A 12,350-nucleotide genomic window follows, 5' to 3' on the forward strand; every position below is an offset into this window, starting at 1 on the left:
GCAGGCCGTCAGCGGACTGCCGGGCCTGATGCAGCTCCCGGTCCTCGGCACGCTGTTCCGCAGCCGCGACTTCGTCAACAACGCGACCGAGCTGGTCGTGATCGTGACGCCCTATATCGTTCGCGCAGTTGCGCAAAAGGATCTGTCGCGGCCGGATGATGGCTTCTCCGCGCCTGCGGATCCGCAGGCCGAACTGCTCGGCAACATCAACCGCATCTACGGCGTGCCCGGTCGGACCGAACCGGCCAAGAACTACCGCGGCACCTACGGCTTCATCACCGATTGAGGCGGAACGGGGACTTCATGAAGATCACTAGACCACCCCAGATTCGCAGGCGCGCCATCCACCTCGGCGGCGCGCTCGTCGGCATGGCGCTCGCCCTTGGCGGCTGCCAGCATGACGAAGCGGTCACCGCCTCCATTCCCGACAACTACAAGCAGCGCCATCCGATCGCCATCGAGGAGCAGAATCGCTCCATCGTCGTCTTCGTCGGCCATGCCCGCGGCGGCTTGACCGCCGCCCAGCGCGCCGACGTGATGGGCGTCGCGTCGGCCTGGATGCACGAAGGCACCGGCGCGATCCAGATCGACGTGCCGTCCGGCACGCCCAACGCGCGTCCGGTCGCGGACACCATGCGTGAAATCCAGGCGATCCTGTCAGCGGCAGGCGTTCCGCCGCGCGGCGTCAGCGCCCGCTCTTACCAGCCGGAAGACAAGCGCTTCCTGCCGCCGATCCGGCTCACCTATTCCAAGATCGCCGCGGTCGCGGGTCCCTGCGGCCTGTGGCCGGAAGACATCGGCCCTTCGATGAAGAACAAGAGCTGGTTCGAGAACAAGGAATATTACAATTACGGCTGCGCTTATCAGCGCAACCTCGCGGCGATGGTCGACAATCCGTCAGATCTCGAGCAGCCGCGGCCCGAAACGCCGTCCTACACGCCGCGGCGCACCGCCGCGTTCGAGAAGTATCGCAAGGGAATGCCGACGGCGGTCGCCTATCCTGAGGCCGACAAGGCCAAACTCAGCGACACCGGCAAATGATCAGCTACGCTCGCCAGCCCCAAGAAGAGCAGTCCGAGGCATCGTTCCCGCCGGCCGAGGAGCATATTGCGCCTGCCCCCCGCGTTTCCGTCCAGGCTTTCTGCGAGACCGTGGAAACGGCGGCCGCCGTGCAGTCGGCCGGCGAAGATCGCCGTCTCGGCAAGGCCCATCTCAAGATCCAGATGGGCGGTATGGCGGCTGCGGTCGAAGCCTACCGCTCGGCACCCACGCCGAACGTGATCGTGCTCGAAAGCGACGGCCGCAACGACCTCCTGGGCGGGCTCGATCATCTCGCAACCGTCTGCGACGCCGGCACCCGCGTGGTCGTGATCGGCCGCATCAACGACGTCATGCTCTACCGCGAGCTGGTGCGCCGCGGCGTCAGCGACTACGTGCTCGCGCCGGTCGGCGCGATCGACGTCGTCCGCTCGATCTGCAACCTGTTCTCGGCGCCGGAAGCCAAGGCCGTCGGCCGTATCATCGCCGTGGTCGGCGCCAAGGGCGGCGTCGGCGCGTCAACCATCTCCCACAACGTCGCCTGGGCGATCGCCCGCGATCTCGCGATGGACGCGGTCGTCGCCGACCTCGACCTCGCCTTCGGCACCGCCGGGCTCGACTATAACCAGGATCCGCCGCAGGGTATTGCCGACGCCGTGTTCTCGCCCGATCGCGTCGATACCGCCTTCATCGATCGCCTGCTGTCGAAATGCACCGACCACCTCAGCCTGCTGGCGGCGCCGGCGACGCTCGACCGGGTCTATGATTTCGGCGCCGACGCCTTCGATGCCGTGTTCGACACGCTGCGCTCCACCATGCCCTGCATCGTGCTCGACGTTCCGCACCAATGGTCGGGCTGGACAAAACGCGCCCTGATCGGAGCGGACGACATCCTGATCGTGGCGGCACCCGACCTCGCCAATTTGCGCAACACCAAGAACCTGTTCGATCTCCTGAAGGCCGCGCGCCCGAACGACCGTCCGCCGCTCTATTGCCTGAACCAGGTCGGCGTGCCGAAACGGCCCGAAATCGCCGCAGCGGAGTTCGCCAAGGCGATCGAGAGCCAGCCAGTCGTCTCGATCCCGTTCGAGCCGCAGATCTTCGGCTCGGCGGCCAATAACGGCCAGATGATCGCGGAGATCTCGGCCAATCACAAATCAATCGAGATGTTCCTTCAGATCGCCCAGCGCCTGACCGGCCGCAGCGAAACGAAGAAGCAAAAGTCGTCCCTGCTTTCACCCCTGATTGAGAAGTTGCGGGGAAAATAGGTCGCCGCATGGAGTTTTTAAGTGTTCGGTAAGCGTAGCGGAACAGAGACCGACCCGCGGGCCTCGAAGCCCGGTGCCGTGTCGTCAGAGCCTGCCCAGGCTTCGGCGCCCGCTGTGTCGCGCGTGCCGCCGCCGCCGGCCGTCACCTCTCCGCCGCTTGCCCCGGCGAAGCCTGCGCCGACCATGGAAGCCCGCCGCTCGGACAATTATTACGAGGTCAAGGCGACCATCTTCGGCGCGCTGATCGAGGCCATCGACCTCGCCCAGCTCGCCAAGCTCGATTCGGAGTCCGCGCGCGAGGAAATCCGGGACATCGTCAACGAGATCATCGCGATCAAGAACATCGTGATGTCGATCGCCGAGCAGGAAGAGCTGCTCGACGACATCTGCAATGACGTCCTCGGCTACGGTCCGCTGGAGCCGCTGTTGTCGCGCGACGACATCGCCGACATCATGGTCAACGGCGCCGACACCGTCTACATCGAGGTCGCCGGCAAGATCCAACGCACCGGTATCCGCTTCCGCGACAACCAGCAGCTCCTCAACATCTGCCAGCGTATCGTCAGCCAGGTCGGCCGGCGCGTCGATGAATCCTCGCCGATCTGCGACGCGCGCCTGGCCGATGGCTCCCGCGTCAACGCCATCGTGCCCCCGCTGTCGATCGACGGCCCCACGCTCACCATCCGCAAGTTCAAGAAGGACAAGCTGACGCTCGATCAGCTCGTCAAGTTCGGCGCAATCTCGCCGGAGGGCGCGGAAATCCTCCAGATCATCGGCCGCGTCCGCTGCAACGTGCTGATCTCCGGCGGTACCGGCTCGGGCAAAACCACGTTGCTCAACTGCCTGACCAACTACATCGAGCACGACGAGCGTGTCATCACCTGCGAAGACGCCGCCGAACTCCAGCTCCAGCAGCCGCACGTGGTCCGACTGGAAACCCGCCCGCCCAACATCGAGGGCGAGGGCCAGGTCACCATGCGCGAGCTGGTGCGCAACTGCCTGCGTATGCGTCCCGAGCGGATCATCGTCGGCGAAGTCCGCGGACCCGAAGCGTTCGACCTGCTCCAGGCCATGAACACCGGCCATGACGGCTCGATGGGCACGCTGCACGCCAACAATCCCCGCGAGGCGCTATCGCGCTGCGAATCCATGATCACGATGGGCGGCTTCTCCCTGCCTTCACGCACCATCCGCGAGATGATCTGCGCTTCGATCGACGTCATCGTCCAGGCCGCGCGCCTGCGCGACGGTTCGCGCCGCATCACCCACATCACCGAGGTGATGGGCATGGAAGGCGATACCATCATCACCCAGGACGTCTTCCTCTACGACATGGTCGGCGAGGACGCCAACGGCAAAATCATCGGCCGGCATCGGTCGACCGGAATCGGCCGTCCGAAGTTCTGGGAACGCGCCCGCTATTACGGCGAAGAGAAGCGCCTTGCCACGGCGCTCGACGCCGCGGAAGTGGCGCCCACGACGTGAGCAGGTCAGCGCAGCCATGAACATGCAAGTCCTTGCCCTCGCCTTCCTTGCCACCGCCGCCGTCGGCGGCCTCGCCTGGGTCTTCCTTTATCCTATGCTCTCCGGAGAACGGAAGGCCGAGAGCCGCCGCGCCTCGATCTCGCGGGCAGAGGCGCCCACGGCCCGCGCGGCCGAGAAGACGCAGCGCTCGCGCCGCGAGCAGGTCGAAACCTCGCTCAAGGATCTCGAGGCGCGGCGCCAGCAGGAGAAGAGCGTACCGCTCAGTGTTCGCCTGTCGCAGGCGGGCCTCGACTGGGCGCCGCAGAAATTCTGGATCGTGTCCGCCGTCGTGGCGGGCGTGCTGTTCGCAGTCGCCTTGTTCATCGGCGGCGGCCTGCTCGGTGCCGCCGGACTCGCTTTCGCCGGCGGCTTCGGTCTGCCACGCTGGGCGCTGGGCTTCCTGAAGAGGCGCCGCGAAGCCAAATTCCTGAAGGCGCTGCCCGACGCGGTCGACGTGATCGTCCGCGGCATCAAGGCGGGCCTGCCGCTGTTCGAATCGATCAAGGTCGTCGCCGCCGACGCGCCGGAGCCGCTGCGCTCGGAGTTTCTGTCCATCATCGAAACGCAGGCGATCGGCATGCCGCTCGGCGAGGCCTGCACGCGACTCTACGATCGGATGCCGCTGCCCGAGGCCAATTTCTTCGGCATCGTCATCTCGATCCAGCAGAAATCGGGCGGCAACCTCTCCGAAGCACTCGGCAACCTCTCCAAGGTGCTGCGCGACCGCAAGAAGATGAAAGAGAAGATCCAGGCGATGTCGATGGAAGCCAAGGCCTCGGCCGGCATCATCGGCTCGCTGCCGCCGATCGTGATGTTCCTCGTCTACCTCACAACGCCGGGATACATCTCGATGCTTTGGACTCATCCCACCGGCCAGCTCATGCTGGTCGGCTGCGTCGTCTGGATGTCGATTGGCATCATGGTGATGAAGAAGATGATCAATTTCGACTTCTGATGGTGCCTTATGGTAGAGTTCCTCGTTGCGAAACTTCATGACGTCCACTTCATGACGATGCTGCTGGCCGCCGTTGCCGCCAGCGCCACAGTCTATACGCTGGTGATGCCGCTGTTCGCTGGCGAAGGCCTTTCCAAGCGCATGAAGGCGGTAGCGAACGAACGTGAGCGCATCCGGCAGCGCGAGCGCGAGCGCCTCCACAAGAGCGAAAAAGTCTCGCTGCGCCAGACGCCGAAGCAGCTCGTCTCGAAGGTCGTCGACGACTTCAACCTGACCAAATGGCTCGCGCAGGAAGCTGCGCGGGACAAGCTCATCATGGCGGGCTATCGGGGCCAGGCGCCCTACATCACCTTCCTGTTTGCCCGCCTGGTTGCCCCGATCGTGCTGTTCGTCGGTTCGGTCGTCTACGTGTTCCTGATCGCGCATATGCAGCAGTCGATGCCGATCAAGATCGGCATCTGCGTCGGCGCGGCCTATCTCGGACTTCAAGCGCCGATGCTGTTCCTCAGGAACGCGATCTCCAAGCGTCAACTCTCGATCAAGCGCGCCTTTCCCGACGCGCTCGACCTGCTCCTGATCTGCATCGAATCCGGCATGTCGATCGAGATGGCATTCCGGAAGGTCGCGGTCGAAATCGTGGGCCAATCGATCGCGCTGTCGGAGGAGTTCACCCTGACAACGGCCGAGCTGTCCTATTTGCAGGATCGCAAGGTCGCCTACGAGAACCTCGCGCGGCGCACCGGGCTCGAGGGCGTCAAGTCGGTATGTCTCGCGCTCCAGCAGGCGGAGCGTTACGGCACCCCGCTCGGCCAATCCTTGCGGGTGATGGCGCAGGAAAACCGCGACATGCGCATGAACGAGGCCGAGAAAAAGGCCGCAGCATTGCCGCCGAAGCTGACGGTACCGATGATCCTGTTCTTCCTGCCGGTGCTGTTCGTCGTCATCCTCGGACCGACGGGGATCAAGGTCACCGAGATGCAATGACGTTAGATGCGGACCGCGCAAGGTCCGCGGCTGCCTTCAGGATTGGACGATCACGTCTGATCAGTCGGGCTGGCCGAGCGAGGCGACCGGAGTCCGCTTCGGCGCACCCCGCTTGACGTCGCTGCGGGTCAGCATTTCCTTGAGATAGGCGACATTGGCGGCAGCCTGGTCCGGCGGCAGGTCCGCCTTCACGATGGTCTCGGCCTCGGCGAAGCGGCCCTGGAGACCGACGACCAGACCGAGATTTTGCCGCACCCGCGCGTTTGCGCGCGGCGAGGCATAGGCTTGCCGCAGCGCGTCTTCGGCCTTCGGCAGGTCTCTGGACAACATGTAGGACAGGCCGAGATTGGAGAGCACGCCGGGATCGCCAGGCGCAATCTTGAGCGCGCTCGCGTAATAGGAACGCGCTTCCTCGTGACGGCCCATCTGATCGAGCGCGGTCCCCTGCACCGAGAGCAGCCGCCAATCCGGGTTGTCGGGCGAATGCGCCTTCGTCAGCACGTCGAAGGCTTGCTGGAAATTGCCGTTGTCGGAGAGCGCGCGGCCGTATTGGGCCATCAGCGCCCTGTTGCCGGGATTGGCGATGGTCGCCTGCTCGAGCACGGCGGCGGCCTGGGCGTGCTGGCCGTTGGCGCGCAAGGCCTGGCCGTAGGCGAGCGCCGCATCGGCGTCCTTGGGATTGGCACGGTAACGCTCGCCATAGACTTCGGCAGCGCGCGCGGGATCGGTGGGAGCGGCTTCCGCCCGCGGCCCGACCGAGCCCGTGACGTCGGAGAGTTTCGACATCGCCGTGCAGCCGCCGAGGCCCATGGCCACCGCCGCAACCAGCGAGGTGGACGCAAGAAGCCGGGCAAGACTGAGTCGTCCAAGACTGAGCCGTCCTAGACTGAGCCGTCCAAGACTGAACCGTTCAAGACCGAACCGTTGACGCATGACGCTTTGACTCTCGAGCCGATTGATCGAGCCGAACACGCCAGCAATAGACTGTTAACCCTAACGGCCGGTTAATTCCCTGGACCCGCGTCCCTCACCGCGGCGCCTGCGGCGGCACCTCGCCGCCGAGGCCCAGATCGAGGCCCAGCGCCTTCACCTGCTCGTTCAGGTCTCGCAGCAATTGCAGTCGTTGCCGCGTTTCGATCTCGACATCGATGCCCGGCCGCGCCACCCTCGGCAATTCGCGCCGAAGATCGTCACGATTGACCAGACGCCTCGCGCGGAGCTCGTCGAGCTGAACGACGTCGATGCCGAGCACATTTGCAGATTGCTCGATCAACCGACGCAGCAGCGATGTCACCACGGCTACTGCGTCGAGGTCATGCTTGCGTGCGGATCTCGAGAACTTGCTGTCGAGATCGGCCCAGGCGTGAGAGGTCACGAGATAGACGTGGAGCAAATCGGCCCAATCCACCTCGCCGTCGGCATAGAAGGCGCGGCGTAGCAGGAGCCGGCGGGCGAATGCCGCGACCTGATCCCGTTTCAGCGTCGTGCATGCGTCGATCTCGATGCCCGACTGGACGGCCGGATCTCGGGAAAACTCGCGCCCGGCCGGCAGCCTGACGACGCCGTGCGGCAGGTTGGAATCGAGCGGCCTGAAGACACCATCCTTGCGCGGACGTGAGTAGCGGGCGATCGCGAAGCGATACTCGGTGCGGCCGCCATGGGACATCGGGCCGAAATGGATGACGTTGAAGCCGGCATCGTCACCGGCCTGTCCGGTCGATGATGGACAGGACAGGACGTAGATCGTGCGCCAGAATGCTTCATCGCTCTCACTCGACGTGGCGCGCGGATCGGGAATCGAATAGCGCGTCAAGCCTTCGACATGCCGGTGTCCGTGCAGAACCAGATCGACGTTGAGCGATGTCGCCGCTTCGAGGAAGGTCGCGGGCGCGGCGAGATACATCAGCGGCTCGTCGGGCACGCCGAGAAACCGCTTTCCTTCTCCGGTCGCCTGCGGCAGTGGATGATGGTGCAGCGCCAGCACGCGCACCAGGTTTTCAACCGGCTCGGCATAATCGGCGCGGCCGCCCGACCCGAGGCTGCCCGCGAGTTCGACGCTCAGCCGCGAGGAATCCGAGACCAGGGCGTGATAGGCGCTCTGGTCGACGTTGCCGCTCGCGAGCGTCGTGAGGCTCGCGCGGTTCGAATCCAGCAGCACCAGATCGAGACCGGCCTGACGGTAGTAGACGCTCTTCGAGGTCCGCGGCAAATGCAGGTAATCATAGACGTCGTGGCGGCCTGCACGCTGGCTCGGGCGCTTGACGTCGTGATTGCCGGCAATTGCCTGAATGTCGGTGAACAGTCCGGTCTGCCGGAAGGACGTAATGACGGCGAGCGCTTCGTCGAGCGCAGGCGGCGTCGGGTCGTCGACGATATCGCCGGTGATCAGCAGGATGCGATCGGGAACATCCGCGAAGTCCGCCATCCTCTCGCGAATTGCGGCATTGAGCGTCTCGATCGTCGCAAGCAGCCGACCAGACCCGTCCAGATGCAGGTCGGAAATCTGTACGATGACGAACGATCTATCCATTTTGCGTCGCTTATTTGCGAATGCCGCGCCGCGCAAACGATAAGAGAAATGCCTTCGACGATCAGGTTCCGTTCGGTATCAGCCCGAGCCATGATGAGCCGGGGTAAGAAGCGACCGCATGCCTCGTTGTTACGCTCGCCACGTGCAGAACCGCACGACACAATCTAAAATATTGGCCAATAATGCCACAACCGCAGCGCTAGTAAAGCCCTGCGGCCGCTCGCGTGAACGGCGGTCCTCGGCATGAGATACGGGACCCGCCCGATGATGGTTTCGTTCACCAGATCAATATTCGATGGCGAGCCGCTTGCGGATTTCGTCAATGCGCTTGTCCAGTGCATCGAACCGCGCGTGAACGGAGCGGTCGTGGAGATAGAAGACGTAACCACCGGCGAGGAACGCGAATATCCAATGATGATGCTCGACATAGCCAAAAATCGCCTCGACCGCCTGGCCGATGAATGTGACCACGCTCCACACAAATTCCATTGCATTTCCTCCCGGGCGGCTTTGTCGTCGGCCGCCGGAGATCTGCACCTGACGGCCGTTGCCGGAACCTAGCATGGCCCCCTTGCTGCGAGTAGCGGATCGCTGAACGGTGGCAGCAAAGCTGATTGCAGCGGCGGCGAAACTCTGCGAAATCTCGTCCGTTCGTATGACCCGCTCGATCTGACGATCCGGACCCGCCAATGCCTTCTGTCTTCGAGACGTCGCCTACCGCCATTCCGATCACCTTCGTCACCAAGGCGAGCTGGGATCAGGTCGCTGAGCGGCTACCGGCGGCGCAACGCCAGTTCGCCACTGCGAGCGCCTTTACCGCAAAGCCGGGCGGCTATCTCGCGCTGCCCGCGCCCGATGGCGCGATCGCGCAAGTGCTGTTCGGGCTCGAGGACGAAGGTGCAAGATCGCGCGACCTGTTCCGACCGGGCGCCCTGCCCGGTCTGCTGCCGCCGGGCGTCTATCGCTTCGCCAATGCACCGCACGATGCACGGCTCGCCGCACTCGCCTTCGCACTCGGCAGCTACCGCTTTGCCCGGTACCGCAAGGCGGATCGCCCCGAGGTCCGTCTCGTGCCACCCGACGGCGTCGACGCGACCGAGATCAACCGCATGGCGGACGCCGCAATGCTGGCGCGCGACCTCATCAACACGCCGGCCAACGACATGGGGCCGGAGGAGCTTGCCGCAGCCGCGCAGGATCTCGCCGCCGAATTCGGTGCAAGCTTTGCCTGCACCATCGGTGATGAGTTGAAGACGAGTTTTCCGCTGATCCACGCCGTCGGCATGGCGTCAGACCGCGCGCCGCGGCTGATCGACATCGGCTGGGGCGACCCGGCGCATCCCAAGGTGACGCTGGTCGGCAAGGGCGTCTGCTTCGACACCGGCGGGCTCGACCTGAAGCCTTCGAGCGGCATGCTGATCATGAAGAAGGACATGGGGGGCGCCGCCAACGTGCTGGCGCTGGCGCGCATGGTGATGGATGCGAAGCTGAAGGTGCGGCTGCGCGTACTGATTCCGGCCGTGGAGAACGCGGTGGCAGGCAATTCCTTCCGCCCGCTCGACATCTTCACCTCGCGCAAGGGCATCACGGTCGAGATCGGCAATACGGACGCGGAGGGACGGCTGGTGCTCGCCGACGCGCTGGCGCTGGCGGACGAGGAAAAGCCGGACCTGCTGATCGATCTCGGCACGCTGACGGGAGCGGCACGCGTCGCGCTGGGGCCGGATTTGCCGCCGTTTTACACCAACGATGAGATGCTTGCCGCCGACGTCGCACGATGCGCGGTGAAGGAGAACGATCCGCTGTGGCGCATGCCGCTGTGGCCGCCTTACGATGCGTGGCTGGACTCCAAGACCGCCACCATCACCAACGCACCATCAGGCGGCTTTGCCGGCTCGATCATCTGCGCGCTGTTCCTGCAACGCTTCGTCGAGCATGCCAGGAGCTGGCTGCATGTCGACATCTACGGCTGGACGCCGTCGGCGAAGCCTGCACGCCCCGAGGGCGGCGAATGCCAGGCCGCGCGCGCGATCTACACATTGTTGAGCGAGCGCTATGCGTGATCCTGGGCGAGATCCAAGGCTGACACCCGCGCGCGGCGACCTCGCCGCAAAATACCTCGAAGGCAAGGTGCAGGCGGATCGTTTCGTCACGGGCGAGGAATTCGAGACAGTTGAGGCGATCGCGCCCGTGCGCGAACAGCCGTCGTCGAACGCAATGCTGATGACACAAGCGTTGCGCGGCGAGCGCGTCACGGTCTACGACCGCAACGGCGAAGGCTGGGCGTGGGGTCAGCTCTCCAGTGACGGCTATGTCGGATGGCTGCCGGATGCAGCGCTGATGAAGCCCTCGGCCGCCCCGACCCATATGGTCAGCGCGCTACGAACCTTTGCCTTCCCCGGTCCCGCGATCAAGCTGCCGCCCGCAGACACCCTGGTGATGGGATCAAAGATCGTGGTTGTGCGCGAGGACGGCAGCTTCGCCGTGACGCGCGACGGACAATATCTGCCCAAGACCCATCTCGTCCCGCTCGGTCATCGCGAGCCGGATTTCGTCGCCGTCGCCGAGCGTTTCGTCGGCACGCCCTATCTCTGGGGTGGCAAGAGCAGCCTTGGCGTCGATTGCTCCGGACTCGTCCAGATCTCGCTGGCGTCAGCGGGCATCGGCTGCCCGCGCGACAGCGACATGCAGCAGGCCGGCCTCGGTCGCGCGCTGGAGCCGCATGAGCAGAGCAAGCTACAACGCGGCGATCTCATCTTCTGGAAGGGGCATGTCGCGATCGTCCGCGATGGCGGCACCATGGTTCACGCCAATGCGCATCACATGGCAACGGTGATCGAGCCGATCGAGCCGGCCATCGCACGGATCAAGCAAGCCGGCAGCGAGGTCACCGCGATCAAGCGGCTCTGACGGACGCTACGTCGCCGCCGAACCGTTCTCGGCCGTCTCCAGCCGGAACGCCGCCGCAAACAGCGCGCGCGTGTAATCCGTCTTCGGATTCTTGAAGAGCTCGGCGGCCTGGCCTTCCTCGACCACCTTGCCGCCACGCATCACGATCAGATGGCTCGCGAGCGAGGCGACGACGCGCAGATCGTGCGAGATGAACATGTAGGTGAGATCGCGACGGCGCTGCAATTCACGTAGCAGATCGACCATCTGCGCCTGAATCAGCATGTCGAGCGCACTGGTCGGCTCATCCAGCACGACGAAATCCGGCTCCAGCACCACCGCCCGCGCGATGCTGATGCGCTGGCGCTGGCCGCCGGAGAATTCGTGCGGATAACGGTTGCGGGTATCCGGCTTCAATCCGACGTCCTCGAGCGCCTTGACGACGCGCTCCTCACGCTCGCCGCGCGAGAGCTGCGGCTGATGCACGGTGAGGCCTTCCGCGACGATGTCGGCGACCGACATGCGCGGGCTGAGCGAGCCGAACGGATCCTGAAACACGATCTGCATGTCGCGCCGGAACGGCCGCATTTCCTTGAAACGGAGACCCTGGATATTCTTCCCCAGGAACACGATACGTCCGTTCGAGGAGATCAGCCGCAGCAATGCGAGCCCCAGCGTGGTCTTGCCCGAGCCGGATTCGCCGACGACGCCGAGCGTCTCGCCTTTGCGCACGGCGATGCTGACGCCGTCCACCGCCTTGATGTGGCCGACCGTCTTGCGCATCAACCCGCGCTTGATCGGAAACCAGACTTTCAGATCGTCGGCCGACATCACCACCGGCGCATCTGGCTGCGGCGGCGCGGGATCCGGCTTCGGCTCCGCGGCGAGCAGGTCGCGCGTATAGGGATGCTTCGGGCTCTTGAAGACCTGCTCGACCGGCCCCTGCTCCACGATCTCGCCGCCCTTCATGACGCAGACCTGGTCGGCGATGCGGCGCACGATGCCGAGATCGTGAGTGATGAAGAGCAGGCTCATGCCGAGCCGGCCGCGGATCTCTGCGAGCAGCGTCAGGATTTGCGCCTGCACGGTGACGTCGAGCGCCGTGGTCGGCTCGTCCGCGATCAGCAGGTCCGGCTCGTTGGCGAGCGCCATCGCGATCATC

General features: G+C 64.8%; 11 protein-coding genes and 1 pseudogene. 8 read left to right on the plus strand and 4 right to left on the minus strand.

Annotated elements, in window-relative coordinates; all coding sequences use genetic code 11:
- The 6 genes and pseudogenes from IVB47_RS02755 to IVB47_RS02780 all read left to right on the plus strand — a co-directional run.
- Positions 1-286: pseudogene (locus IVB47_RS02755) on the plus strand (secretin); the annotation flags it as partial.
- A gap of 17 nt (positions 287-303) precedes the next feature.
- A complete protein-coding gene (locus IVB47_RS02760) occupies positions 304-1,041 on the plus strand; it encodes a CpaD family pilus assembly protein (protein WP_027570199.1) in 738 nt (245 codons plus the stop codon).
- Positions 1,038-2,306 (plus strand): AAA family ATPase, encoded by a 1,269-nt coding sequence (locus IVB47_RS02765; RefSeq protein WP_247283627.1) that lies wholly within the window; start codon positions 1,038-1,040, stop codon positions 2,304-2,306. Before IVB47_RS02760 ends, IVB47_RS02765 begins: the two co-directional genes overlap by 4 nt.
- A 21-nt stretch (positions 2,307-2,327) precedes the next feature.
- Positions 2,328-3,791, plus strand: coding sequence for a CpaF family protein (locus IVB47_RS02770; protein ID WP_247406267.1), 1,464 nt, complete (start codon positions 2,328-2,330; stop codon positions 3,789-3,791).
- A gap of 16 nt (positions 3,792-3,807) precedes the next feature.
- Positions 3,808-4,785: a type II secretion system F family protein gene (locus IVB47_RS02775; RefSeq protein WP_247359494.1), complete on the plus strand. Its 978-nt coding sequence runs from the start codon at positions 3,808-3,810 to the stop codon at positions 4,783-4,785.
- Between the two features lie 9 nt (positions 4,786-4,794).
- Complete coding sequence (locus tag IVB47_RS02780; RefSeq protein WP_027570195.1) at positions 4,795-5,769, plus strand: type II secretion system F family protein; 975 nt, start codon at positions 4,795-4,797, stop codon at positions 5,767-5,769.
- A 60-nt stretch (positions 5,770-5,829) separates the two neighbouring features.
- On the opposite strand, the gene IVB47_RS02785 is transcribed toward IVB47_RS02780, so the two are convergent.
- The 3 genes from IVB47_RS02785 to IVB47_RS35500 all read right to left on the minus strand — a co-directional run bounded on the left by IVB47_RS02785 (position 5,830) and on the right by IVB47_RS35500 (position 8,788).
- Positions 5,830-6,579: a tetratricopeptide repeat protein gene (locus IVB47_RS02785; RefSeq protein WP_247459820.1), complete on the minus strand. Its 750-nt coding sequence runs from the start codon at positions 6,577-6,579 to the stop codon at positions 5,830-5,832.
- A 217-nt stretch (positions 6,580-6,796) separates the two neighbouring features.
- A complete protein-coding gene (locus tag IVB47_RS02790) occupies positions 6,797-8,299 on the minus strand; it encodes a metallophosphoesterase (protein WP_247459685.1) in 1,503 nt (500 codons plus the stop codon).
- 285 nt (positions 8,300-8,584) lie between these two features.
- Positions 8,585-8,788 (minus strand): hypothetical protein, encoded by a 204-nt coding sequence (locus IVB47_RS35500; RefSeq protein WP_018454690.1) that lies wholly within the window; start codon positions 8,786-8,788, stop codon positions 8,585-8,587.
- A gap of 200 nt (positions 8,789-8,988) precedes the next feature.
- Between IVB47_RS35500 and IVB47_RS02800 the strand changes: the two genes are divergently transcribed.
- A complete protein-coding gene (locus tag IVB47_RS02800; RefSeq protein ID WP_247459690.1) occupies positions 8,989-10,362 on the plus strand; it encodes a leucyl aminopeptidase family protein in 1,374 nt (457 codons plus the stop codon).
- The gene (locus IVB47_RS02805) at positions 10,355-11,209 is read left to right on the plus strand and encodes a C40 family peptidase (protein WP_247459692.1); all 855 of its coding nucleotides are present in this window, start codon (positions 10,355-10,357) and stop codon (positions 11,207-11,209) included. The genes IVB47_RS02800 and IVB47_RS02805 overlap by 8 nt, the downstream gene beginning before the upstream one ends.
- Before the next feature lie 6 nt (positions 11,210-11,215).
- Here the strand turns inward: IVB47_RS02805 and IVB47_RS02810 are convergent.
- A partial coding sequence (locus tag IVB47_RS02810; protein WP_247459694.1) for an ATP-binding cassette domain-containing protein occupies positions 11,216-12,350 on the minus strand: 1,135 nt, incomplete at its 5' end.

It is taken from the genome of Bradyrhizobium sp. 62, assembly GCF_023073035.1.
Lineage (GTDB): Bacteria > Pseudomonadota > Alphaproteobacteria > Rhizobiales > Xanthobacteraceae > Bradyrhizobium.

What these genes read in the sequence shown, in the direction of transcription:
- IVB47_RS02760 (WP_027570199.1), top strand. Translation starts at nt 304, where the DNA reads ATGAAGATCACTAGACCACCCCAGATTCGCAGGCGCGCCATCCACCTC.
- IVB47_RS02805 (WP_247459692.1), top strand. Translation starts at nt 10,355, where the DNA reads ATGCGTGATCCTGGGCGAGATCCAAGGCTGACACCCGCGCGCGGCGAC.
- IVB47_RS02790 (WP_247459685.1), bottom strand. Translation starts at nt 8,299, where the DNA reads ATGGATAGATCGTTCGTCATCGTACAGATTTCCGACCTGCATCTGGAC.
- IVB47_RS35500 (WP_018454690.1), bottom strand. Translation starts at nt 8,788, where the DNA reads ATGGAATTTGTGTGGAGCGTGGTCACATTCATCGGCCAGGCGGTCGAG.
- IVB47_RS02775 (WP_247359494.1), top strand. Translation starts at nt 3,808, where the DNA reads ATGAACATGCAAGTCCTTGCCCTCGCCTTCCTTGCCACCGCCGCCGTC.
- IVB47_RS02800 (WP_247459690.1), top strand. Translation starts at nt 8,989, where the DNA reads ATGCCTTCTGTCTTCGAGACGTCGCCTACCGCCATTCCGATCACCTTC.
- IVB47_RS02780 (WP_027570195.1), top strand. Translation starts at nt 4,795, where the DNA reads ATGGTAGAGTTCCTCGTTGCGAAACTTCATGACGTCCACTTCATGACG.
- IVB47_RS02785 (WP_247459820.1), bottom strand. Translation starts at nt 6,579, where the DNA reads ATGGGCCTCGGCGGCTGCACGGCGATGTCGAAACTCTCCGACGTCACG.
- IVB47_RS02765 (WP_247283627.1), top strand. Translation starts at nt 1,038, where the DNA reads ATGATCAGCTACGCTCGCCAGCCCCAAGAAGAGCAGTCCGAGGCATCG.